Source organism: Pseudomonas sp. KU43P (genome assembly GCF_033095865.1).
GTDB lineage: Bacteria > Pseudomonadota > Gammaproteobacteria > Pseudomonadales > Pseudomonadaceae > Aquipseudomonas.
Genome location: NZ_AP019365.1, coordinates 1636014 through 1658813, shown reverse-complemented (window position 1 = coordinate 1658813; position 22800 = coordinate 1636014). Strand labels below are relative to the sequence as shown.

Sequence of the window (22800 nt, the reverse complement as noted above, 5' to 3'; positions counted from 1 at the left end):
CATGCACCAGACTATCGACACCACCCTGCTGATCATCGGTGGCGGCCCTGGCGGCTACGTGGCCGCCATCCGCGCTGGGCAGCTGGGCATCCCCACCGTGCTGGTCGAGGGCCAGGCCCTGGGCGGCACCTGCCTGAACATCGGCTGCATTCCGTCCAAGGCGCTGATCCATGTGGCCGAGCAGTTCCACCAGACCTCGCGCTACAGCGGCCAGTCCGAACTGGGCATCAGCGTGTCCTCGCCGCACCTTGACATCGCGCGCAGCGTGGCCTGGAAGGACGGCATCGTCGACCGCCTGACCACCGGCGTGGCGGCCCTGCTGAAAAAGCATGGGGTCAAGGTCATTCACGGCTGGGCGAAAATCCTCGACGGCAAGCACGTCGACGTCGACGGCCAGCGCATCCAGTGCGAACACCTGTTGCTGGCCACCGGCTCGAACAGTGTCGAGTTGCCGATGCTGCCGCTGGGTGGACCGATCATTTCGTCCACCGAGGCCCTGGCACCCAAGGCCCTGCCCAAGCACCTGGTGGTGGTGGGCGGCGGCTACATCGGCCTGGAGCTGGGCATCGCCTACCGCAAGCTCGGTGCCGAGGTCAGCGTGGTGGAGGCTCGCGAACGCATCCTGCCCACCTATGACAGCGAACTCACCGCTCCGGTGGCCGAGTCCTTGAAGAAACTGGGTATCGCCCTGCACCTGGGCCACAGCGTCGAAGGCTATACCGACGGCTGCCTGCTGGCTCGCGATGGCCAAGGTGGGCAGTTGCGCCTGGAAGCCGACCAGGTGCTGGTGGCCGTGGGCCGTCGACCGCGCACCCAGGGCTACAACCTGGAATGCCTGGACTTGAAGATGAACGGCGCCGCCATCGCCATCGACCCACGCTGCCAAACCAGCATGCGCAACGTGTGGGCCATCGGCGATGTGGCCGGCGAGCCGATGTTGGCCCACCGGGCCATGGCGCAAGGCGAAATGGTGGCGGAAATCATCGCCGGCAAGGCGCGGCGCTTCGAGCCGGCCGCCATTGCCGCAGTGTGTTTCACCGACCCCGAAGTGGTGGTGGTGGGCCACACACCCGATCAGGCCAGCCAGCAAGGCCTGGACTGCATCGTGGCGCAGTTCCCGTTCGCCGCCAATGGCCGGGCCATGAGCCTGGAGTCGAAGAGTGGTTTCGTGCGGGTAGTGGCGCGACGCGACAATCACTTGATCGTGGGCTGGCAGGCAGTCGGCGTGGCGGTTTCGGAACTGTCCACGGCCTTTGCCCAATCACTCGAAATGGGCGCACGGCTCGAGGATGTGGCCGGTACCATTCACGCCCACCCGACTCTGGGTGAGGCGGTACAGGAAGCGGCATTGCGCGCCTTGGGGCACGCTCTGCATATCTGACACTGAAGCGGCTGTGGCCGATTTGGCCCGCAGTGCCTTTCGAGGCATCGCGGGTCTTTTTTCATCTCGGAGCCAGAGGTGGCAGCTCACTCGCAGATGGCGTTCTTGCCGGCACCTTTGGAGCGGTACAAGGCCTCGTCCGCCCGAAGCAGCAATTCATGCTGGGCCTCCCCCTCCTGCCGCTCCACCACCCCATAACTCAGGGTCAGCATGTACTCGCCCACCGGTTTCACCTGTGCCATCGCACGTCGCAGGCCGGCCGCCACCTCGAGCGCTTCGCTCAACGAGGTCTGCGGCAATACCATGACGAACTCGTCGCCCCCCCAACGCGCCAGCACGTCCTGTTCACGCATGCAGCCACGCAATGCCTGGACCACCGCGACGAGTACCGCTTCACCCCGGACATGGCCGTAGCGATCATTGATCGGCTTGAAGTCGTCCACATCCATCGCAATCAGCGCCAAGGGCTGGCGAAAACGCTGGGCTCGCTCGCACCCTTCCTGCAGACGTTTCTCCAGGCAGTAGCGGTTGGCGATGCCGGTCAGCGCGTCGCGCTCGGCCAACTCGCGGTTCTCGTCGAGCTGGCGCTGCAACTGCTGGTTGACCCACGACAGCTCGCGGGTGTGTTCGGCCACCAGGGTTTCCAGCGACTGGGTCTTCTGCTGCAGCTCCGCCACCAGGCGTTTACTGGCATCGATATTGCGGTGGGCGCCCAGCATGCGGGCCACCGAGCCGTCTTCGTTGCGGTCGATGACATAGCCCCGGTCTTCGACCCACAGGTAGCTACCGTCCTGGCAGAGACAGCGGTATTCGATGAGGTAGTGCTCATTGCGCTGCTGGATGTAGGCCTCGAAGTGCGCCATTACCCGCGGATAATCCTCCGGGTGAATCACCCCCTCCCAGGTCAGCACGGTATTGGCCATGGAGTGGCTGGCATAGCCGAGCATGGCGTACCAGCCTGGGTTGCGATAGACATAGCCGGTGTTGGCGTTCCAGTCCCAGATGCCATCGCTGATCAACTCGAACAGCAGGTGCAACTGCTGTTCACTGAAACCGGCAGGTACCGGCCTTGCTTGCTCACTCATGGACGCTCTCCCTAGTGTCCTGACTGCGCACCGCGTTCATGCAGTGCTCATATTTGCCGCAGGCGGCAACGTTGTGCCCCTGGCTGGCAAGGATATTCCGAGCAGTTTGCCATCGGAACCCCCGCGCTGCTCTACTTTCGTGGCCCCCGTGGCTGGCATGGGTTTTGCCCCTCTCCCCAGGTTTCGCACCGTCCAAGGAGGAGAAGATGGCAATCACCTTTAACGGCCTGGGTTGGCAGGCCTCCGTGCAGCAACAGCAGCGCATCAACCACGAACAAGCGCAGGCCGATGTGTCGTTATTCCGCGCGCCGCTGGCCACCAGCAACACCTCGGCGCAGCACAATGGCCAGGGCAGCACCGACCAGCAGAATGCCGACGATGCCCGCGCCGAAGCCTTCGCCAAACTCAAAGTCATGCTGCAGAACCCCGACCTCGCTGCCCGCCAGCAGGCGGGTTCCAGCACCCAGCAGACCAGCGATGCGGTGCAGGACTTCCGCGACTACATGGCCAAGCCACCGGAGGAGAAAATCAAGGAAAAGATCCTTCAGGAACTGGGCATGACCGAGGATGAGTACAATGCCCTGCCGCCGGAACAGCAGATGAAGGTAGACCAGCAGGTTGCCCAGCGCATGAAGGAAGACGTCGAAATGAAGACTCAGGCGAAGCTTGAGCAACAGGCCGTGCGTGCCGAACAGGCTCGCCAGGGCACTGACCTTGCGGCATCGCAGGGTATCGACGAGCGTGAAGAGGCACTGGAGGCCGGCCAGGTCTGAACGCCAGGGGGGGAGCCAGTGCAATGCTGGCTGCCCCCCTGGCCTATGGCAATGAACACCTTGCCATAGGCGCCGTCCTTGAAAGCTGCAGGACATTTCTTCACTCATCGTCGGCTCGCCGTATAATCCCGCGCCCCACCCTTCCGATGATGTTTTCTCATGAAGAAACTGCTGTATGTCGTAACCCTCGCCCTCGCCGCCATCCCCAGCGCCTTCGCCACCCCTCCCGCGACCTTTACCGAAGCCAAAGTCATTGCCAAGCAGAAGGTCTACCTCGACCAGGCCAGCAGCGCCATGGGCGACCTGTACTGCGGCTGCAAGTGGACCTGGGTCGGCAAGTCGGGTGGCCGCGTGGACCTGAAGTCCTGCGGTTACGAAACCCGCAAGCTGCAGACCCGCGCCGAACGTACCGAGTGGGAGCACATCGTGCCGGCCTGGACCTTCGGCCATCAACGCCAGTGCTGGCAGAACGGCGGCCGTGAGCATTGCGTCGACACAGACCCCACTTTCCGCGCCATGGAAGCCGATTTGTTCAACCTCTACCCTTCCGTGGGCGAAGTGAACGGGGACCGCAGTAACTTCAACTACGGCATGGTCTCGGGCGTTGCCCCACAATACGGCCAATGCACCACCAAGGTCGACTTCCAGCAGAAGGCGGCAGAGCCCCGCGATGAAGTGAAAGGGCTGGTGGCGCGTACCACGTTCTACATGTTCGACCGCTACCAGCTGAGCATGTCGCGCCAGCAGCAACAGCTGCTCATGGCGTGGGACAAGCAGCACCCGGTGTCTGCCTGGGAAAAGGAGCGCGACCAGCGCATTGCCCGGATCATGGGGCACTCCAACCCCTTCGTTACCGGCGAGCGCACCTGGTCACTGGGCTACAAGCCTGCAGGCACAACTGACGTGGTCACAGCTCCCGGCCCGAAAACGGCATCCAAGCCCATGCCACAGCCAACCTTGGCCCGCGCATCGATCGACGGGGCAATCATCGGCAATCGAAACAGCCATGTGTATCACCTTGCCAACGGATGCCCGGGTTACAGCCAGGTGTCGCAGAAGAACCAGGTAGCCTTCGAGAATGAAGCGCAGGCGCAGGCTGCGGGGTATCGCAAGGCGGGGAACTGCAAGTAGCTGAACACCTGATCATGCCATGGCTTGCGATGTGAGCCATGGTGGCCTGAGCGGGCGTATTGAGATGGGCTGAGTGCATGGCGTCCCAGGGCAGGTTCGAACTGCCAACCTTCCCCTTAGGAGGGGGATGCTCTATCCAATTGAGCTACTGAGACACAAGAACCGGCAACGAGCATTGCACGGGAGGACGGCGAGCATGTTAACCAGCGGGCTGCCGTTTGTCAGCCTCAATCGGGCATTTTGCCCGTAGGTTTTTTCCGCTCCCTCAGGTGATCAGTTTTTCCTTGCGCAGCAGGTCGAGCAATGCCGCCACTGCCGCCTGCAACGACCCCGAGTTGTCCAGCAGGTGCAAGGCAGCATCGTCACTCACCTGCATGCGGGCGTTGCGCGCCAGGCGCTGGTCGATTTGCTGCTGTGTTTCTCTTCCCCTTGCGAGCAGGCGGTCACGCAGCACCTCGGGCTTTACCACCAGGCACACGGCCAGCAGGTCCGGGTAGCGCAGGCGTGCCTGGGGCAGGTAGGCTCGCGAACCGTTGACCAATACCGGGCGCCCTTGCGCCAGCCAATGATCCACTTGCGCAGGGATGCCGTAGTCCAACCCATTGGCCCGCCAGTGCATGGCGAACGCTCCAGCGGCACGCATCGTTTCGAAACGTTCGGGCGTGACGCCCTGGGCGGCTTCGCCTTTGGATTCTGCAGAGCGGGTGATGACCCGGCGGGCAATTTCCACTCCCGCCGCAGCGAGTTGCACACGCGATGCATCGATCAGGGAATCTTTTCCCGAACCCGACGGTCCTATCAGAAATATCAGGCGGCCTGAGGCTTCACCTTGGGCGCTTGCGTCATGTTGCATAGCCACTATGCTCTATGGAAGGAAACCCGCGCATTTTAGGTGTTTTCCCGACCCTTTGCTGCGTTTTACGGGTTTTTGACGGCAAAGGGCTGACGCTGTAGTGGGCCGGAAGATGCAAAACTTTTCAAACCAGTACTCATTTCTGATAATTGGTACTGGCAAAAAGCCTTTATCCGGATCACTATTTGTCACAGAATTGACGCCAAGGAAACGGCGACCATGAGGCAAGATGAGCACCAAATTTATCTGACGGTTGAACATTTTGTCGTCGCCACGGTCGTACCACCATCCCGTGCGGCCAATTTGAGAACCGCTTCCCCTGAACCAAAAACCGGTCAATTTATATGCGCCCAATGAAACAGGCTATTTATTCGAGCCGTACCGCTGACAAGTTCGTCGTCCGCCTGCCAGACGGGATGCGTGAGCGCATTGCCGAGGTAGCGCGCAACCATCACCGCAGCATGAACTCCGAAATCATTGCGCGCCTGGAACAGAGCCTGATCCAGGAAGGCGCACTGGGCGACGAGCTGAGCATGCGCCTTGACAGCCCTGAGCTGTCGCTGCACGAGCGTGAGTTGTTACAGCGCTTCCGCCAGCTCACCCACCGACAGCAGAACGCGTTGGTGGCCCTCATCGCTCACGATGTGGAAATGGCCGCCGACGCCTCCTGAGGTTAGCTCGTAGCCAGCTCAGCCAAAGGTTTCGCCCCATAGGCGATCCTTGCCAAGCCCAAACGCCCGATGCCTTGCATCGGGCGTTTTCGTTTGCAGCCTCTATAACTCTGCACCACATGCCTTTCTCCGTGAGCGACAGAATGACCAGCCCCATTAGCCTGGTTACTCAGGAGAAACTGCATGCAGAACCTACAGAAAAGCCCCGCAACGCTCGCCAGGGAAAAAAAAATTCTCAATGCCCTGCAGCCTCTTGTTGGCAGCCGGTACAGCACGCTGGTGAAGCACACCGTGAGTGCTGTCAGTGGCTTTGATATCGATGATGTCGTGGGCCCTGATGACATGGCGGTAATGGCTTACCAGCTGTATGTGCACACTGACAAAGAGCGCGTCATCACCGGCTTCGGTTTTACCCAGTGAGACGCAGGCAAGAAAAAAGCCAGCGCAAGCTGGCTTTCTTGTTTGCCTGATCCGGCCTCATCGCCGGCAAGCCGGCTCCCACAGGTACAGTGTCGGTTTTGGCAGCATTAGGGGATCCGTGGGAGCTGGCGGGCCGCGCAGCGGCCCCTGGCTTCAGCGGGCTTACAGCAGGAAGACGGTGGCCAGGCCGAGGAAGATGAAGAAGCCTCCACTGTCAGTGACCGCAGTAATCATCACGCTGGACCCCATCGCCGGGTCGCGCCCCAGGCGCGTTAAAGTCATCGGTATCAACACACCCATCAAGGCCGCCAGCAGCAGGTTCAAGGTCATTGCCGCCGTCATCACCAGGCCCAGCGACCAGCTGCCATACAGCCAGAACGCTACCGCACCGATCACCCCACCCCAGATCAGGCCATTGAGCAGCGACACTGCAAGCTCCTTGCGCATCAGGCGGCTGGTATTGCCGGGTGACACCTGGTCCAGCGCCATGGCGCGAACGATCATGGTGATGGTCTGGTTACCGGAGTTGCCACCGATACCCGCCACAATCGGCATCAGCGCAGCCAGTGCCACCAGTTTCTCGATCGAGCCTTCGAACAGGCCGATCACACGCGAGGCCACGAATGCAGTGATCAGGTTGATGGCCAGCCAGGCCCACCGGTTGCGCAGCGAACGCCAGACCGAAGCAAAGATGTCTTCTTCTTCGCGCAGACCCGCCATGTTGAGAACTTCGCTCTCGCTCTCCTCACGAATCAGGTCGACCATCTCGTCGATGGTCAGACGGCCGATCAAGCGGTCGCTCTTGTCCACCACGGGTGCCGATACCAGGTCGTAACGCTCGAAGGCCTGGGCAGCATCGTAGGCATCTTCCTCAGGATGGAAGGAGACCGGGTCGGTCGCCATGACCTCCGCTACCTTCTTCTCCGGGTCGTTGACCAGCAGGCGCTTGATCGGCAGCACACCCTTGAGGATGCCGTCGTAATCGACCACGAACAGTTTGTCGGTATGGTTGGGCAGCTCTTTCAGCCGGCGCAGGTAGCGCAATACCACTTCCAGGCTGACATCTTCGCGGATGGTGACCATCTCGAAGTCCATCAACGCACCGACCTGCTCCTCGTCATAGCTCAACGCCGAGCGCACGCGCTCGCGCTGCTGGGCATCGAGGCTCTCCATCAGCTCGTGAACGACGTCACGTGGCAGCTCAGGCGCCAGGTCGGCCAGTTCGTCGGCGTCCATTTCCTTCGCCGCAGCGAGGATCTCGTGATCGTCCATATCGGCGATCAGCGATTGACGTACGGAATCGGATACTTCGAGGAGAATATCGCCGTCACGGTCCGAGCGTACGAGCTGCCAGACCGTCAGGCGGTCTTCCAGCGGCAAGGCTTCGAGGATGTAGGCGATGTCTGCAGGGTGCAGATCGTCGAGCTTGCGCTGCAGCTCGACCAGGTTCTGGCGGTGGACGAGGTTTTCCACCCGATCATGGTGATGGCCTTCCTGACGGTGAGTCAGGTCCTCAACCACGCGCTGGCGCTGCAGCAGCTCGACCACTTGGGCCAGGCGATCCTGCAGGCTCTCTTGAGCTTTCTTTACTTCTACTTCAGTCATAGGCGAACTCCACTCCCAGCAGCGGAGCACGCCGGGAGAATCAATCGGTCAGATCAATCTGTAAAAATCTTGTTAAGGAGTAACTACTGGGTAAGTCCATGGTGGTATTCCACAAGCCCCGGCGGGGCTGACGGGCGCAATCATACACTGCCTAAGCTGTCAGATCGCTTAAAATTTTGGCCAGAACAATCGTTTGCGCGATAAAGCTGGGACAACGCTCGAAGCCATCAGTGCGACGGCAGGCGCCAGGTAAAGAACACATCCGTCGCGCAAAAGATTGCCGGGCCGGTTTCTTTGCAGTCTAGTCAGGCATCACTGACAATTCAGTGAAAATGGAAAACAAAAAGCCCGCTCAAATGAGCGGGCTTTTTGATGTATGGCGGACTCAGCAGGATTCGAACCTGCGACCGCTCGGTTCGTAGCCGAGTACTCTATCCAGCTGAGCTATGAGTCCGTGGTTGGTAGTTTTAGACCAGATTACCACTGGTGGATTGAAGTGCCTTTGCAAGCAGAGCCACTTCAAAAGTGGCGGACTCAGCAGGATTCGAACCTGCGACCGCTCGGTTCGTAGCCGAGTACTCTATCCAGCTGAGCTATGAGTCCGTGGTTGGTATTTTTTAGACCAGGTTACCACTGGTTGGTTTGAAGGAGCCTTGCAAGCAAAGCCACTTCAAAAAGTGGCGGACTCAGCAGGATTCGAACCTGCGACCGCTCGGTTCGTAGCCGAGTACTCTATCCAGCTGAGCTATGAGTCCGTGGTTGGTAGTTTTAGACCAGGTTACCACTGGTTGATTTGAAGCAGCCTTGCAGGCAAAGCCACTTCAAAAATGGCGGACTCAGCAGGATTCGAACCTGCGACCGCTCGGTTCGTAGCCGAGTACTCTATCCAGCTGAGCTATGAGTCCGTGTCTTGCCGCGCATGATAGTTCGCTTAATCATTTTTGCAAGAACTTTTTCGTTTAACTTCAACGACTTAGCGTTCCTACCGATTACAGCGCCCTAAGCGAATAATGGCGGTGAAGGGGGGATTCGAACCCCCGATACCCTTATGAGGTATACTCCCTTAGCAGGGGAGCGCCTTCGGCCACTCGGCCACCTCACCGCAACACGAGGCGAATATTAAACAGGCTCTTCCTCGTTTGCAACCCTTTTTTTGAAAAAAACTTCAAAAAAATTAAAGGCTTGGCTCTTCATCCTTCTCTTTCTTGATCCGCAAGTAGATTTCTTCGCGGTGAACGGCCACTTCCTTGGGCGCGCTGACGCCGATACGCACCTGGTTGCCTTTGACGCCGAGCACCGTCACGGTGATCTCGCCGTCTCCAATGATCAGGCTCTCGGCGCACCGACGAGTCAGAATCAACATAGCTTTCTCCTTACGCAAAACATTCAGGGATAACAGTCTGGGAATGGCGGGACCTGGCTGCGGATGACAGCACAGGCCCGGGTGGCCACCGCGCCGGCAGGACAGGGCCTGCGCGACGACCAGAAACGCGAAGGGCGCGGCTAAGCCGCGCCCTTCTGGCAAGGCCTTACTCGCCCTGTCGTGCCGGAGCGTCGAGCTCGAACGCGGTGTGCAGCGCGCGAACGGCCAGCTCCAGGTACTTCTCTTCGATGACGACCGACACCTTGATCTCGGAGGTGGAGATCATCTGGATGTTGATGCTCTCCTTGGCCAGGGCTTCGAACATGCGGCTGGCAACACCCGCATGGGAGCGCATGCCAACACCGACGATCGACACCTTGGCGATCTTGGTATCGCCGATCACTTCGCGGGCACCGATTTCACGCGCGGTGTTTTCCAGCACGGCGTGGGCCTTCTCGTACTCGTTGCGGTGTACGGTGAAGGTGAAGTCGGTGGTGTTATCGTGCGAAACGTTCTGCACGATCATGTCCACTTCGATGTTCGAAGCGCTGATCGGGCCGAGGATCTTGAAAGCGACGCCCGGGGTGTCCGGCACGCCGCGAATGGTCAGCTTGGCTTCATCACGGTTGAAGGCGATACCGGAAATGATCGGCTGTTCCATGGATTCCTCTTCATCAATGGTAATGAGGGTACCCGGACCCTCCTTGAAGCTGTGCAGCACGCGCAGCGGAACGTTGTACTTGCCGGCGAACTCCACCGAACGGATCTGCAGCACCTTGGAACCGAGGCTGGCCATTTCCAGCATCTCTTCGAAGGTGATCTTCTCCAGGCGGCGCGCCTGGGGCACGACACGCGGGTCGGTGGTGTAGACGCCATCGACATCGGTGTAGATCTGGCACTCGTCAGCCTTGAGCGCGGCCGCCAGGGCTACGCCGGTGGTGTCGGAGCCGCCACGGCCCAGCGTAGTGATGCTGCCGTGCTCGTCGACACCCTGGAAACCAGCCACCACCACCACGCGCCCGGCCTTCAGGTCGGCGCGAATCTTCTGGTCGTCGATCTGCAGGATGCGCGCCTTGTTGTGCGAGCTGTCGGTGAGAATGCGCACCTGGTTGCCGGTGTAGGACACCGCCGGCACTCCGCGCTTGATCAGGGCCATGGCCAGCAGGGCAATGGTGACCTGCTCGCCAGTGGACACGATCACATCCAGCTCACGCGGAACCGGCTGGTCGGTAATCTGCTTGGCCAGGTCGATCAGGCGGTTGGTTTCGCCGCTCATGGCCGACAGCACAACCACCAGGTCGTCGCCCGCTTCACGGTGTTTCTTGACCTTGTCGGCAACCTGCTCGATCCGCTCGATGGAACCGACAGAGGTGCCGCCAAATTTCTGTACGATCAACGCCATTTCAATGGTGCCTCAGCCCATACAGGGCCCCAAAAAAACCATCCAACATGAGGGGGCGACGACTAGACCGCCGCCCCGTCATCTCAAAGTCCCTGCTCTGCGAATGGCACGGCCAGCGCCAGGGCCTGGTCCAGTGCAGCGACGTCGACGCCACCACCCTGGGCCATGTCCGGACGGCCACCGCCCTTGCCACCCACTTTTGCTGCGGCTTGTTTCATCAGGTCGCCAGCCTTGAGTTGGCTGGAGAGGTCTTTGGTCACGCCGGCCACCAGCACGACCTTGCCCTCATGCTCGCTGCCCAGCAGGATCACTGCGTGGCCGAGCTTGTTCTTCAGCTGATCGACCAGGGCCAGCAGCGCCTTGCCATCCTGCCCGTCTAGGCGAGCGGCAAGCACCTTGGCACCTTTGACCTCAACAGCCGCGCTGGAGAGATCATCCCCGGCGGCGCTGGCGGCCTTGGCCTGCAGCTGTTCCAGCTGCTTCTCCAGCTGACGGTTGCGCTCGAGCACCGCCGACAGCTTGTCGATCAGGTTGTCACGGTTACCCTTGACCAGCTGCGCGGCTTCCTTGACCTGCTCTTCGGCAGCGTTCAGGTAGGCCAGCGCAGCGGCGCCGGTGACCGCTTCGATACGGCGCACGCCCGAGGCCACGCCACCTTCGCTGATGATCTTGAACAGGCTGATATCGCCGGTGCGCTTGGCGTGGATACCGCCGCACAGCTCGACGGAGAAATCGCCACCCATGCTCAGCACCCGCACGGTATCACCGTACTTCTCGCCGAACAGGGCCATGGCGCCCTTGCGCTTGGCTGTTTCGATATCGGTCAGTTCGGTTTCGACCGGCGTGTTCTTGCGCACTTCGCGGTTGACGATGTCTTCCAGGGCCTTGATCTGCGCAGGCGTCACCGCCTCGAAGTGGCTGAAGTCGAAACGCAGGCGCTGGCTGTCGACCAGCGAGCCCTTCTGCTGCACGTGCTCGCCCAGTACCTGGCGCAGCGCTTCGTGGAGCAGGTGGGTGGCCGAGTGGTTCAGCGAGGTGGCGTGCTGCACATCGGCATCGACCTTGGCCTCAACGGGCGAGCCGATGACCAGTGCGCCGCTGGCGACCACGCCGTGGTGCAGGAAAGCACCGCCGGTCTTGGTGGTGTCGCGCACGTCGAAGCGTGCAGCGCCGGCCTGCAGGAAACCGCTGTCACCGACCTGACCGCCGGATTCGGCGTAGAACGGCGTGCGATCGAGCACCACGACGCCCTGCTCGCCTTCACCCAGCTGATCGACGGACTGGCCGTCCTTGTACAGGGCGATGATCTTGCCCTGGCCTTCGGTGGCGTCGTAACCGAGGAACTCGGTGGCGGTGTCGACCTTGACCAGGCTGTTGTAGTCCATGCCAAAGGCACTGGCGGAGCGAGCACGCTCACGCTGGGCGTCCATCTCGCGCTCGAAGCCGGCTTCGTCGATGCTCAGCTCGCGCTCGCGGGCGATGTCGGCGGTCAGGTCCATGGGGAAGCCATAGGTGTCGTACAGCTTGAACACCACGTCGCCCGGTACCACCTTGCCTTCGAGTTGCGCCAGGTCCTGCTCGAGGATGCGCAGACCCTGCTCCAGGGTCTTGGCGAACTGTTCCTCCTCGGCCTTGAGGACCCGCTCGATGTGCGCCTGCTGGCCTTTCAGTTCAGGGAAGGCCTCGCCCATTTCGGCCGCCAGGGCCGCGACGATCTGATAGAAGAAGCTGCCCTTGGCACCCAGCTTGTTGCCGTGACGGCAGGCGCGACGGATGATGCGACGCAGCACATAGCCACGGCCTTCGTTGGACGGCAGCACGCCGTCGGCGATCAGGAAGCCGCAGGAACGGATATGGTCGGCGACCACCTTCAGCGAGGCCTGGCCGTCGTTGCTGCAGCCGATGGCCTGGGCCGCGGCAGACAGCAGGTTCTGGAACAGGTCGATCTCGTAGTTCGAGTGCACGTGCTGCATGACCGCACTGATGCGCTCCAGGCCCATGCCGGTGTCCACCGACGGCGCTGGCAGCGGGTGCAGCACGCCATCGGCCGTGCGGTTGAACTGCATGAAGACGTTGTTCCAGATCTCGATGTAGCGGTCGCCATCTTCTTCCGGCGAGCCGGGTGGGCCGCCCCAGATGTCGGCGCCGTGGTCGTAGAAGATCTCGGTGCACGGACCGCACGGGCCGGTGTCGCCCATGGTCCAGAAGTTGTCGGAGGCGTACGGGGCGCCCTTGTTGTCACCGATGCGCACCATGCGCTCGGCCGGCACGCCGACTTCCTTGGTCCAGATGTCGTAGGCTTCGTCGTCGCTGGCGTAGACGGTGACCCAGAGCTTTTCCTTCGGCAGGTTCAGCCACTTGTCGGAAGTCAGGAACGTCCAGGCGAAGGTGATCGCATCGCGCTTGAAATAGTCGCCGAAGCTGAAGTTGCCCAGCATCTCGAAGAAGGTGTGGTGGCGCGCGGTGTAGCCGACGTTTTCCAGGTCGTTGTGCTTGCCGCCGGCGCGCACGCATTTCTGGCTGCTGACGGCGCGGGTGTAGGCACGCTTCTCTGCACCGAGGAAGCAGTCCTTGAACTGGTTCATGCCTGCGTTGGTGAACAGCAGGGTCGGGTCGTTGTTCGGGATCAGCGAACTGGAGGCGACTCGGGTATGGCCCTGCTCTTCGAAGAAGCGAAGGAAGGCTTCACGGATTTCTGCGCTTTTCATAGGTTCTTCCACGGAAACGGCGGCCCTTGGGGCAAACGCGTCGACGAAACGACGGCAAAGGGCCGCATTATATCGGTCCTGCAATCTCGGTGCAGTGTGTTTATGCGATAGAAAGCGTCGAATGGACGGCTTTTGAGCTCATGCAAACGAAAAAGACATGACCGGATGCTAAATGCAGCCTTTCGCCCCTGGCAAGCCAATTACCGCCCAAGGGAAGGAAAATGGACCAGGCGGTAAACCAAAGCGTTTTCTCAAGGGATCAGGTCCGCCACCCTCCAGTCACCTGCGCAGGTTCCAGCCCCACCACAATGCCTGTGGCGACTCATTGAATAACTACCACATCCCGCCCTTGCCACTGCCCTAGCCTTGACCGCTCTGCAACCCCTGGCCCCAGCCAGTACAGCGCATACGAGGCAATCCCATGAACCCCAAACCGACTTACTTCATTTCCGGAAGAACCAGTGGCTTCCGCCAGTGGAGGGAGACACTCACGCAAGGCAAGACCGTTCATAAAATGCTCGTGCACCGCGACGATCAGCTTGATATCTACCTGGAGCAGATCTGGCTCGAGGCAGGTCGAGGCCCAAGCCGATTCCACATGGTGGTCGAGAGTCGCTTCGCTGGCACAACCATCGATATATCAACCCGTGATTGCCACCTCGCGGCCAGTGTCGATGGCAAGCCATTCATACTCGCACCGACGCCAGAACAAACGCTCATCCTCAAGGCCCCCGATGGAAACACCAAGATCCGTGTGCATGATGACGTGGAAACGCCGGTCATCATCCAGATCGGCAACGGCAACAGTAGCATCAAGACAGGCAGCGGCGTCACCGAGGTATTCTCAGGCGCCGGCGACATGCGCATCGAAGCGGGCAAAGGGCTGGCGTTTATCAAGAGTGACTCGGCCAACTGCCATATCACCGGACATGTCCTGATCGACAACCCGCACGGATCAGGCACCTATGCTCGTTCGCAGCCGGGTGACGAACGGTTCGCAGGGCCACTTTCACCTCCCTACGATACGCTCGCCAACGCCACATTCACGGTAGAAGGCAGCGATACCTTCAAACAGGCAGTGGACAACCACCTGGTCTTCCTGCGCCACACGCACTGCGGCCATCAACTCTTGGCCGAACTCGCCAAACGCGCATGGATTACGATCCGCGAAACAAACAGGGCGACCCGGTTCGAGGTGCAGATTACCGACCCCTCGGACGAGGGGCACCACCTGCAACAAAACCCCCAGCTTGCATGGGAATCCGGCTGGCCCGCCGAAGGTGGCTACCTTGAATTCAACCTGACGCGTTCGGACAGCGACAATCTGCCGCTGCTGGATTTCTACCGCTGCCTGTGCGAGGCGTACAACGCATTCAGCGGCACTACCATGCCGGGCAGCATGACGACAGAAACCTATGATTACAGGCAGCTTGAGGTCAGCAGGGCCAAGCTGCAAGCGATTGGCCTTGCGGCGGGCATCTTTTACGATTTCGACAAGAACCCGGAAACACCGCCGACCGATACCAACCCGCCGCAGTTCACCGAAAATGGATTAAGGCTGGAGCTGGGCCTGCAACCACGACGTCACTACTAGACTAGACCGCTGCGCGATCGCAGTGGGCCGCGCGCTGGGCCTGACTCGGCAAACGCCTGAAAAAAGCCTGATCGGCACGTTCATTCAGCCGAGTTTCTGCCCAGCATCCGGCACGATCAGTATCCCCGCCCTGAGGCCATTCTTGACCTTGGGATTGGGGAAGATGATCCGCGCCCCCTCCTCCTCGACCACCCAGCGCATTTCCGCCAGGTCCTCGGCCAGCAGGTACCCCTTGCTCAGCTCGGAGAAGTTCTCGATATCGGCCGGCAGGTGCAGGTGGAAGCTGTCGCTGTGCTTGATGATCTCGCGGGCGACGCTGAACAGCTTGAGCCCGTCCAGCGAACCATCGTTCTCGGGCTCGGTATTCTCGATGATGCGGATCAGCCGTTCTTCGAGCTTGTCGAGGTTGACCTGCTCGTTCTGGCCGAACGGCCGCGCCTTGCCCAGCTCCAAGGTAAATGCCTCGGCATCGAGCTGTTCATAGGTAAAGGCACTGAAGGTGATCGACGACTTGCTCTGCAGCAGCACCGCCTCCATGCCGGCCGCAGCCAGGCGGGCCAGCTCGCAACGCGAATGCTGGCGCCCCTCTTTATAGGGATACAGGGCGAACTGTTCGATCTTCGAGCCACGAATGGCGGTATGCAGGTCGTAGTGAAGGCGGCTGCGCTTGGGTATGCTGAAAAACACCCGGGCGAACTGTTCGAGCTCTGCCGCTCGCAACGCTTCGAAACCGCTGGAGAGTTCGTGGCGACCGTTGAACAGACGGTTGATGTCCTGCTCGATGAAGCGCTCGCCCTTGCGGATCGCCGCCGGGTTGCCGAACAGGAACAATACCCGCGCCTTCGGCTTGATCTTGCCATTGGCCACGCCGTGCAGCAGCCGTTCGAGCAGTTCGATCGGCGCTGTCTCATTGCCGTGGATACCGGCCGAGAGCAGCAGGTCGAGCCCGCAGTCCTCGCTGTCCAGTGGACGCACTTCCAGTGCGCCCTCCCCCAGCCAGCGCAACCGCACGCCCTTGGTTGTCACTTGGGTCTTCTCGGCCGGCTCGTGATCGGTCAGGGTCAGCTCAAGCAATTTGCCAAGGGCGAGCATAGGCGCTTCCTTAGTGGTGGTGGCCGCAATCGGGGCCATGGACGTGATCATCGCCTTCGCCGACTTCGGCCGGCTCCATCTCCAGCTGCAGGCTGACCAGGTTGGTGGCCATTGGGCGCAGCAGCAGGTTGGCGTACTCGGTATCGCCTTCATCAACGTCCACGCCGATCAGCAGCTGGCCGCGGCCATCTTGCTGGATCCACACTTCCTTGCCTTGCCAGACCACGGCAAAGCGCGTGCAGGAGGTTTCCAGCTGGGTACCGTCGGAATCTTCGAGGATGAGGCGCATGGCGTCGGTCATTACAAGTTCTCTCTTCAAGGTTGGCGTTGGAACGGATAGACCGAGCCCAACTTCAGGATCTGGGTCAGCTCATCCAGCGCAGTACGGCATTCCACCAGCAACTGCGGGTCAGCAAGGTCCGCCTCGCCAAGGCGATCGCGGTAGTGCTTGTCGACCCACTGCAGCAATGTGTCGTACAACGGGGCGGTCATGATAACGCCTGGATTGACCGCTGCCAGTTCCGTTTCCTTCAATGCCACGCGCAAGCGCAGGCAGGCGGGGCCACCGCCGTTCTGCATGCTCTGCTTGAGGTCGAACACCTTGACCTCTTTCACCGCGCCGCCCTGGGCGGTCAACTGGTTCAGGTACGCCCAGACCCGCTCGTTGTTGCGGCATTCTTCCGGCACCACCAGCAGCATGGAGCCGTCGTCGCGGCTGAGCAGCTGGCTGTTGAACAGGTAGGAACGCACCGCATCCTCTACCGTTACCGCTGCGCGTGGCACGCGGATGGCCTGGAAACGGCCGCCCTTGCTGGCCAGTTTAGCCTGTAGTTGGCCAAGCACCGCGTCAGTCTCGAGGAAGGCATCCTCGTGGTAGAACAGTACCTCGCCGTTGCCCACCGCAATCACATCGTTGTGGAACACGCCCTGGTCGATCACCGCCGGGTTCTGTTGAGCGTAGACCACACCTTCTTCGCTCAGGCCATGCAGCCGGGCCACAGCCTGGGACGCCTCCAGGGTCTGGCGCGCCGGGTACTTCTGGGGCGCTGGGTAGCGGCTGTCGAAAGCGCTGCGCCCATAGACGAAGAACTCGACGCCTGCCTCGCCATAGCGCCGGCAGAAGCGCGTGTGGTTGGCCGCACCCTCGTCACCGAACTGCGCCACCGCAGGCAGCGCGGGGTGATGGGCAAAGTGCTTATCGTCGTTGAACATGGCCGCCAGCACACGGCTGGTGGTCGGGTGCTCGATGCTGCGGTGGAACTTGCAGTTGAGATTGGCGGCGGTGAAATGCACGCGGCCATCGGCGGTGTCGGCGCTGGGGCTGACGGTGGCGGCATTGGCCACCCACATGCTTGACGCCGAGCAACTGGCAACCAGCAGCGGCATGGCCTCCTTGGCAGCACGCTGGATCACTTCGGCATCGCTGCCGCCAAAGCCAAGGCGGCGCAACGCGGCCACATCTGGGCGCTCCTGGGGCGCCAGCACACCCTGCTGGAAGCCCATGTCGGCCAGCGCCTTCATCTTCGCCAGGCCCTGGCGCGCCGCTTCACGCGGGTTGGACGCCTGCTGGCTGTTGCTCTGCGAAGCCACGTTACCGTAGGACAGGCCGCCGTAGTTGTGGGTAGGCCCCACCAGGCCATCAAAATTCACTTCATAGGATTTCATCGGCTAGGCTCCGTGACCTGTTGTTATAAGGTGACACCCGGCGTCAGCGACGCCGGCAAAGCAAGGCTGGCGGTCTCCAGCGAAGCCACGGGGTAAGCGCAGTAATCGGCCGCGTAATAGGCGCTGGCGCGGTGGTTGCCGCTGGCGCCCACCCCCCCGAACGGCGCGCTGCTCGCGGCGCCGGTCAGCTGCTTGTTCCAGTTGACGATGCCGGCGCGGCTGCGCAGCCAGAAGTACTGGTAGCGGGCACGGGAATCGGACAGCAGGCCAGCGGCCAGGCCGTACTGGGTGTTGTTGGCCTCATCGATCGCGGCATCGAAGTCGGCGTAGCGGATCACCTGCAACAGCGGGCCGAAGAACTCTTCGTCCGGGCGCCCGGCCACCGCGGTGACATCGAGAATGCCTGGGGTCAGCAGCGCGGCGCTGGCCTGCGGTTGGGTCAGTGGCAACAACGCCACTGCCCCCTTGTCGACCAGTTCTGCCTGCGCTGCCACCAGTGCCTGCGCCGCTTGCAGCGAGATCACCGCCCCCATGAACGGCGCAGGTTGCTGGTCGAAGGCACCGACGGTAAGGCTTCTGCTCACTTCGACCAGGCGCGCGATCAGCGAATCACCCCAGGTACCGGCAGGCACCAGCAGCCGGCGAGCGCACGTGCAGCGCTGCCCAGCGGAGATGAAGGCCGACTGGATGATGGTGTACACCGCTGCGTCGATGTCCTTGACCTCATCGACCACCAGCGGGTTGTTGCCGCCCATTTCCAGGGCGAGGATCTTGTCCGGGCGCCCGGCAAACTGCTGGTGCAGCAGGTTGCCGGTACGGCTGGAGCCGGTGAAGAACAGCCCATCGATACCCGGGTTGGCAGCCAGTGCCACGCCCGTTTCGCGAGCACCCTGAATCAGGTTGAGCACCCCCGCCGGCAGGCCCGCGGCGATCCAGCAATTGACGGTCAGCTCGGCGACCTTGGGGGTCAGCTCGCTGGGCTTGAACACCACGCAGTTGCCCGCCAGCAGCGCCGGGACGATATGGCCGTTGGGCAGGTGACCCGGAAAGTTGTAAGGGCCGAACACCGCCACCACGCCATGGGGCTTGTGGCGCAGCACGGCCGTGGCATCGGCCAGCGGGCCGCTCTTTTCACCGGTACGCTCGCGGTAGCTCTGCACCGAGATCGCCACCTTGTTGACCATGCTGGAGACTTCGGTAGCCGACTCCCACAGCGGTTTGCCGGTCTCCTCGCCAATGCAGTGGGCCAGCGCCTCGGCATGCTGCTTGAGCTGCTCGGCAAACTTTTCCAGCACATCGATGCGCGCTTCCAGGCTCAACTGCGCCCAGGCCGGGAAGGCCTGGCGCGCTGCCTGCACGGCAGCTTCGACCTGGCCGGCGACGGCGCCCTGCCCTTGCCAGATGACGGCCTGGGTCACCGGGTTGAGCGATTGCAGGGGCTCACCCTGGCCGGCCTGCCAGTTGCCGGCGATGTAATGCGTGGTCATTTACTGGGCCTCCCGGCTTGCCGACAGCGGCACGGCGCGCACGTTGTCGCCTGCACCCATGCGCAGGCGCTTGGCGGTCAATGGGTCGACCACCAGGGTGCCGGCGGCCAGGCGTGCAGGTGCAGCGGTGATGCGGCAATCGTCGCGCTTGCGGTTGTGAATGATGTAAGGGGTCGCGTCATCGCCAGGCGTGCCGACGGCCAGTACCAGGGTCTGGCTTTCGCGCACGGCGCGGATCTTCGAGGTTTCGCATTCGATGGCAGGGCCGGCGTCGAAGATATCGACATAGCCCTGGTAGCTGAAGCCTTCTTGCTTGAGCATCGCCAGCGCAGGCTCCGTGTCGGTGTGCACGCGGCCGATGACATTGCGCGCCGCCTCCGACAGGAAGCAGGTGTACAGCGGGAACTTGGGCATCAGCTCGGCAATGAACGACTTGTTGCCCACACCGGTGAGGTAGTCAGCCTGGCTGAACTCCATCTTGAAGAAGTGCCGACCAAGGCTTTCCCAGAACGGCGAACGCCCCTGCTCGTCGGACATGCCACGCATTTCGGCGATGATCTTGTTGCCGAACAGCTCGGGGAACTCGGCGATGAACAGCATGCGCGCTCGCGACAGCAGTCGGCCATTGAGCCCGGAGCGGTAGTCGCCACGCAGGAACAGCGAGCATAGCTCGGAGTTGCCGGTGAGGTCGTTGGCCAGGAACAGGGTCGGGATCTCGCGGTAGATGTTCAGCTCCTGGGAGGCGCTGACGGTCAGGCCGACCCGGTAGTTGTACCAGGGCTCGCGCAGGCCGACGGCGCCGGCGATGGCACTGATGCCCACCACCATGCCTTCATCGTTCTCCAGCACGAACAGGTAGTCGGTATCACCACGCTCGGCTTCGCCACGGAAGCTTTTCTCGGCCCAGCCGACACGGTGCCCGAGGCGCTCCTCGTTGGCCGGCAAGGTGGTCAGCCCGGTGGTCCCGGTGCTGCGAGCCAATTCGATCAGCGCGGGTAAATCGCTGCTGCGTACAGGACGAACGATCATGCTATCTCCTTGTGCGGCAGCGCTCGCCACCGCAAAACTCTGTTCCCAGGCTTCAGACCGCGACCAGGCGCACGCTGGCGCCCTCGCCCACACCCAGTGCATCGGCGGCTTCGGCGCTCAGGCCGACCGGCTTGCCCGGCACCCAGTCCAGCTCCAGCAGCACTGCGCGGTAATCCTGCAGCTGGCCGTTGCATACCAGGTACTGGCGGCCACCCTTGGCCGGGGCTTCTTCCAGCTTCACCGGCACCACTCGGCTCTGGGCGATCGAGCGAATGCCCGACGCCCGTGCGTGCAGGGTCGGCCCGCCGTCGAAGATGTCGATGTAGTGCTCGGTCTCGAAGCCTTCGCGCATGAGAATGTCGAAGGTGATCTGTGCACGCGGGTGTACCTGGCCCATGGCCTCCTGCGCAGCGTCCGGCAGAAGTGGCACATAGATCGGGTAATGCGGCATCAGCTCGGCGAGAAAGGTACGGCTCTTCAAGCCGCACAGGCGCTCGGCGTGGGCGTAGTTGAGGTCGAAGAAGTTGCGCCCGATGGCATCCCAGAACGGCGATTCGCCCTGCTCGTCGCTGTAGCCGACGATTTCGGTGACCACCGACTCGGCAAAGCGCTCCGGATGCGAGGCCATGAACAGCAGACGGCCGCGCGAATTGAGCTCGGCCCAGCCGCTGTCGACCAGTTCGGGAAGCACGTAGAAGCTGGTCAGCAGGCTGTTGCCGGTGAGGTCGTGGCACAGCGACAGGACGTGGATCTTGTTGTGGATCTTCAGCTCGCGCGAGGCGTGCACGAAGGTCTCGTTCCGGAAGCTGTAGAACGGTTCGGAATAGCCGGCCGAGGCGACGATGGCCGAACACCCGGCGAGCTTGCCGGTGGCGCTGTCCTCGAGCACGAAGAAGTAGCTCTCCTCGCCGTTGAAACTGACTTCGGCAGCGAACGAGGTTTCCGAGGCGGCGATCTTGTCGCCCAGGCGGGCGGCATCGTCCGGCAGCGAGGTGACACCAACGGGGCTGTCCGCAGCCATGCGCTGCACTTCGTTCAGATCAGCCATTTGCGCGGGGCGCATCACCAGCATGGTGTCACTCCTTTGGAAAAACTGGCCGTGCACGACGGCGCGAGAAAACGGCGGGCGCCTGCAAGCACGCACCCGCTGTGGAAATCAGGGTTCGCCGACGCCCTCTGGCACCGGCGAGCAGATCGCAGGGGTATCAGCCCTTGATCAGGTTGGCCACGGCGCGCTCGAAGCGGTCCAGGCCTTCATCGATATCGGCATCTTCGACCACCAGGCTTGGCGCGAAGCGCACCACGTCCGGGCCGGCCTGCAGCACCATCACGCCTTCTTTTTCGGCCGCATTGAGGATGTCCTTGGCCTTGCCCTTCCAGGCGTCGCTCAGCACGCAGCCGATCAGCAGGCCGACACCACGCACCTGGGTGAACAGGCCGGCCTGCTGGCCGATCTTCTCCAGGCGGGTCTTGAAGCGTTCGTGCTTGGCCTTGATACCTGCCAGGGTTTGCGGGGTGTTGATCACGTCCAGCACGGCGCAGGCCACGGCGCAGCCCAGCGGGTTGCCGCCATAGGTGGTGCCATGGGTACCGACGGCCAGGTGCTTGGCGATGTCGCTGGTGGTGAGCATGGCACCGATCGGGAAACCACCGCCCAAGCTCTTGGCGCTGGTGAGGATGTCCGGGGTCACGCCGTAGTGCTGGTAGGCATACAGCGATCCGGTACGGCCGACGCCGGTCTGCACTTCGTCGAAGATCAGCAGGGCCTTGTGCTCGTCACACAGTTTGCGCGCACCTTCCAGGTAGGCCTTGTCGGCCGGCACCACGCCGCTCTCGCCCTGGATCGGTTCGATCACCACGGCGCAGGTCTTGTCGGAAATCTGCGCTTTCAGCGCTTCCAGGTCGTTGTAGGGCACATGGCTGATGCCGGTGATCTTCGGGCCGAAACCATCGGAGTACTTTGGCTGGCCGCCGACGCTCACGGTGAACAGGGTGCGACCGTGGAAGCTGTTCACGGTGGCGATGATTTCGTGCTTGTCCGGGCCGAAGCGGTCATGGGCCACGCGACGGGCCAGCTTGAAGGCGGCCTCGTTGGACTCGGCGCCGGAGTTGCAGAAGAAGGCACGCTCGGCGAAGGTGGCGTCGACCAGCTTGTGTGCCAGGCGAAGGGCCGGCTCGTTGGTGAAGACGTTGGAGACGTGCCAGAGGGTGTTGGCCTGTTCGGTCAGGGCCTTGACCAGCGCCGGGTGGCAATGGCCCAGGGCGTTCACCGCGATGCCGCCGGCAAAGTCGATGAGCTCACGCCCCGATTGATCCCACACGCGGGAACCCTCGCCTCGCACAGGAATGAAGGCCGCCGGAGAATAGTTGGGAACCATGACCTGGTCGAAATCGGCACGTTGCACCGGGGCTTGCTCAACGGACATCTGAGTCTCCTGAAGAGGAACGCTGGCCTGGAAGTGGCGAGCGATGGGGGGATTGTAAGGACTGATCCGCGCCTGTCCTTGCGGCCAAGCGACAACTTGTTACAGCGCAAAACCC

At 62.0% G+C, this 22800-nt stretch carries 19 protein-coding genes and 6 tRNA genes; 6 read left to right on the top strand and 19 right to left on the bottom strand.

Going from position 1 to position 22800, the window contains the following annotated elements; genetic code table 11:
• Position 1 precedes the first annotated feature (1 nt).
• Entirely contained in the window at positions 2 to 1381 is a 1380-nt protein-coding gene (gene lpdA, locus KU43P_RS07625; protein ID WP_317661990.1) for a dihydrolipoyl dehydrogenase, read from the top strand.
• An 86-nt stretch (positions 1382 to 1467) separates the two neighbouring features.
• Here the strand turns inward: lpdA and KU43P_RS07620 are convergent, their stop codons facing one another.
• Positions 1468 to 2466, bottom strand: a complete 999-nt coding sequence (locus KU43P_RS07620) for a sensor domain-containing diguanylate cyclase (protein WP_317661988.1) — start codon at positions 2464 to 2466, stop codon at positions 1468 to 1470.
• Between the two features lie 206 nt (positions 2467 to 2672).
• Between KU43P_RS07620 and KU43P_RS07615 the strand changes: the two genes are divergently transcribed.
• Together KU43P_RS07615 and KU43P_RS07610 are read left to right on the top strand one after the other, a co-directional pair.
• Positions 2673 to 3239 carry a hypothetical protein gene (locus KU43P_RS07615; RefSeq protein WP_317661986.1) on the top strand — a complete coding sequence of 189 codons (567 nt, stop codon included), beginning with the start codon at positions 2673 to 2675 and terminating at the stop codon, positions 3237 to 3239.
• Positions 3240 to 3398: 159 nt separating this feature from the next.
• Positions 3399 to 4370 (top strand): endonuclease, encoded by a 972-nt coding sequence (locus tag KU43P_RS07610; protein ID WP_317661984.1) that lies wholly within the window; start codon positions 3399 to 3401, stop codon positions 4368 to 4370.
• A 78-nt stretch (positions 4371 to 4448) separates the two neighbouring features.
• Here the strand turns inward: KU43P_RS07610 and KU43P_RS07605 are convergent.
• Positions 4449 to 4525: transfer RNA gene (locus KU43P_RS07605), tRNA-Arg, on the bottom strand.
• 110 nt (positions 4526 to 4635) lie between these two features.
• The gene (gene phnN, locus KU43P_RS07600) at positions 4636 to 5223 is read right to left on the bottom strand and encodes a phosphonate metabolism protein/1,5-bisphosphokinase (PRPP-forming) PhnN (protein WP_317661982.1); all 588 of its coding nucleotides are present in this window, start codon (positions 5221 to 5223) and stop codon (positions 4636 to 4638) included.
• A 344-nt stretch (positions 5224 to 5567) separates the two neighbouring features.
• Between phnN and KU43P_RS07595 the strand changes: the two genes are divergently transcribed.
• Both KU43P_RS07595 and KU43P_RS07590 read left to right on the top strand, forming a co-directional pair.
• Positions 5568 to 5894, top strand: coding sequence for an Arc family DNA-binding protein (locus KU43P_RS07595; RefSeq protein WP_029613963.1), 327 nt, complete (start codon positions 5568 to 5570; stop codon positions 5892 to 5894).
• Between the two features lie 183 nt (positions 5895 to 6077).
• Positions 6078 to 6314, top strand: a complete 237-nt coding sequence (locus KU43P_RS07590; RefSeq protein WP_317661969.1) for a hypothetical protein — start codon at positions 6078 to 6080, stop codon at positions 6312 to 6314.
• A gap of 162 nt (positions 6315 to 6476) precedes the next feature.
• Here the strand turns inward: KU43P_RS07590 and mgtE are convergent, their stop codons facing one another.
• The 9 genes from mgtE to alaS form a co-directional block, all read right to left on the bottom strand.
• Positions 6477 to 7919, bottom strand: coding sequence for a magnesium transporter (mgtE, locus tag KU43P_RS07585; protein WP_317661967.1), 1443 nt, complete (start codon positions 7917 to 7919; stop codon positions 6477 to 6479).
• A gap of 377 nt (positions 7920 to 8296) precedes the next feature.
• Positions 8297 to 8373, bottom strand: a tRNA-Arg gene (locus tag KU43P_RS07580).
• A 72-nt stretch (positions 8374 to 8445) separates the two neighbouring features.
• Positions 8446 to 8522 (bottom strand) — tRNA-Arg (locus KU43P_RS07575).
• A 75-nt stretch (positions 8523 to 8597) separates the two neighbouring features.
• Positions 8598 to 8674 (bottom strand) — tRNA-Arg (locus KU43P_RS07570).
• Positions 8675 to 8747: 73 nt separating this feature from the next.
• Positions 8748 to 8824 (bottom strand) — tRNA-Arg (locus tag KU43P_RS07565).
• A 106-nt stretch (positions 8825 to 8930) separates the two neighbouring features.
• A tRNA-Ser gene (locus KU43P_RS07560) sits at positions 8931 to 9021 on the bottom strand.
• 72 nt (positions 9022 to 9093) lie between these two features.
• Complete coding sequence (gene csrA / locus KU43P_RS07555) at positions 9094 to 9282, bottom strand: carbon storage regulator CsrA (RefSeq protein WP_003254503.1); 189 nt, start codon at positions 9280 to 9282, stop codon at positions 9094 to 9096.
• Positions 9283 to 9448: 166 nt separating this feature from the next.
• Positions 9449 to 10684: an aspartate kinase gene (locus tag KU43P_RS07550; RefSeq protein ID WP_317661954.1), complete on the bottom strand. Its 1236-nt coding sequence runs from the start codon at positions 10682 to 10684 to the stop codon at positions 9449 to 9451.
• A gap of 83 nt (positions 10685 to 10767) precedes the next feature.
• The gene (gene alaS, locus KU43P_RS07545) at positions 10768 to 13392 is read right to left on the bottom strand and encodes an alanine--tRNA ligase (protein ID WP_317661952.1); all 2625 of its coding nucleotides are present in this window, start codon (positions 13390 to 13392) and stop codon (positions 10768 to 10770) included.
• A gap of 421 nt (positions 13393 to 13813) precedes the next feature.
• On the opposite strand from alaS, the gene KU43P_RS07540 reads away from it, so the two are divergent.
• Positions 13814 to 14986 (top strand): M91 family zinc metallopeptidase, encoded by a 1173-nt coding sequence (locus KU43P_RS07540; protein ID WP_317661951.1) that lies wholly within the window; start codon positions 13814 to 13816, stop codon positions 14984 to 14986.
• Between the two features lie 84 nt (positions 14987 to 15070).
• Here KU43P_RS07540 and astE read toward each other — a convergent pair whose 3' ends face one another.
• The 7 genes from astE to KU43P_RS07505 form a co-directional block, all read right to left on the bottom strand.
• The gene (gene astE, locus KU43P_RS07535) at positions 15071 to 16078 is read right to left on the bottom strand and encodes a succinylglutamate desuccinylase (RefSeq protein ID WP_317661950.1); all 1008 of its coding nucleotides are present in this window, start codon (positions 16076 to 16078) and stop codon (positions 15071 to 15073) included.
• A 10-nt stretch (positions 16079 to 16088) separates the two neighbouring features.
• Positions 16089 to 16379 (bottom strand): topoisomerase II, encoded by a 291-nt coding sequence (locus tag KU43P_RS07530; RefSeq protein WP_317661948.1) that lies wholly within the window; start codon positions 16377 to 16379, stop codon positions 16089 to 16091.
• Between the two features lie 14 nt (positions 16380 to 16393).
• Entirely contained in the window at positions 16394 to 17743 is a 1350-nt protein-coding gene (astB, locus tag KU43P_RS07525) for an N-succinylarginine dihydrolase (RefSeq protein WP_317661946.1), read from the bottom strand.
• A 23-nt stretch (positions 17744 to 17766) separates the two neighbouring features.
• Positions 17767 to 19230 carry a succinylglutamate-semialdehyde dehydrogenase gene (astD, locus tag KU43P_RS07520; protein WP_317661944.1) on the bottom strand — a complete coding sequence of 488 codons (1464 nt, stop codon included), beginning with the start codon at positions 19228 to 19230 and terminating at the stop codon, positions 17767 to 17769.
• On the bottom strand, positions 19231 to 20259 hold the full coding sequence (gene astA / locus KU43P_RS07515; protein WP_317661943.1) for an arginine N-succinyltransferase: 1029 nt from the start codon (positions 20257 to 20259) through the stop codon (positions 19231 to 19233).
• Positions 20260 to 20311: 52 nt separating this feature from the next.
• Complete coding sequence (gene aruF / locus KU43P_RS07510) at positions 20312 to 21331, bottom strand: arginine/ornithine succinyltransferase subunit alpha (RefSeq protein ID WP_008098644.1); 1020 nt, start codon at positions 21329 to 21331, stop codon at positions 20312 to 20314.
• 133 nt (positions 21332 to 21464) lie between these two features.
• On the bottom strand, positions 21465 to 22685 hold the full coding sequence (locus KU43P_RS07505) for an aspartate aminotransferase family protein (RefSeq protein WP_317661942.1): 1221 nt from the start codon (positions 22683 to 22685) through the stop codon (positions 21465 to 21467).
• Between the last annotated feature and the right edge of the window lie 115 nt (positions 22686 to 22800).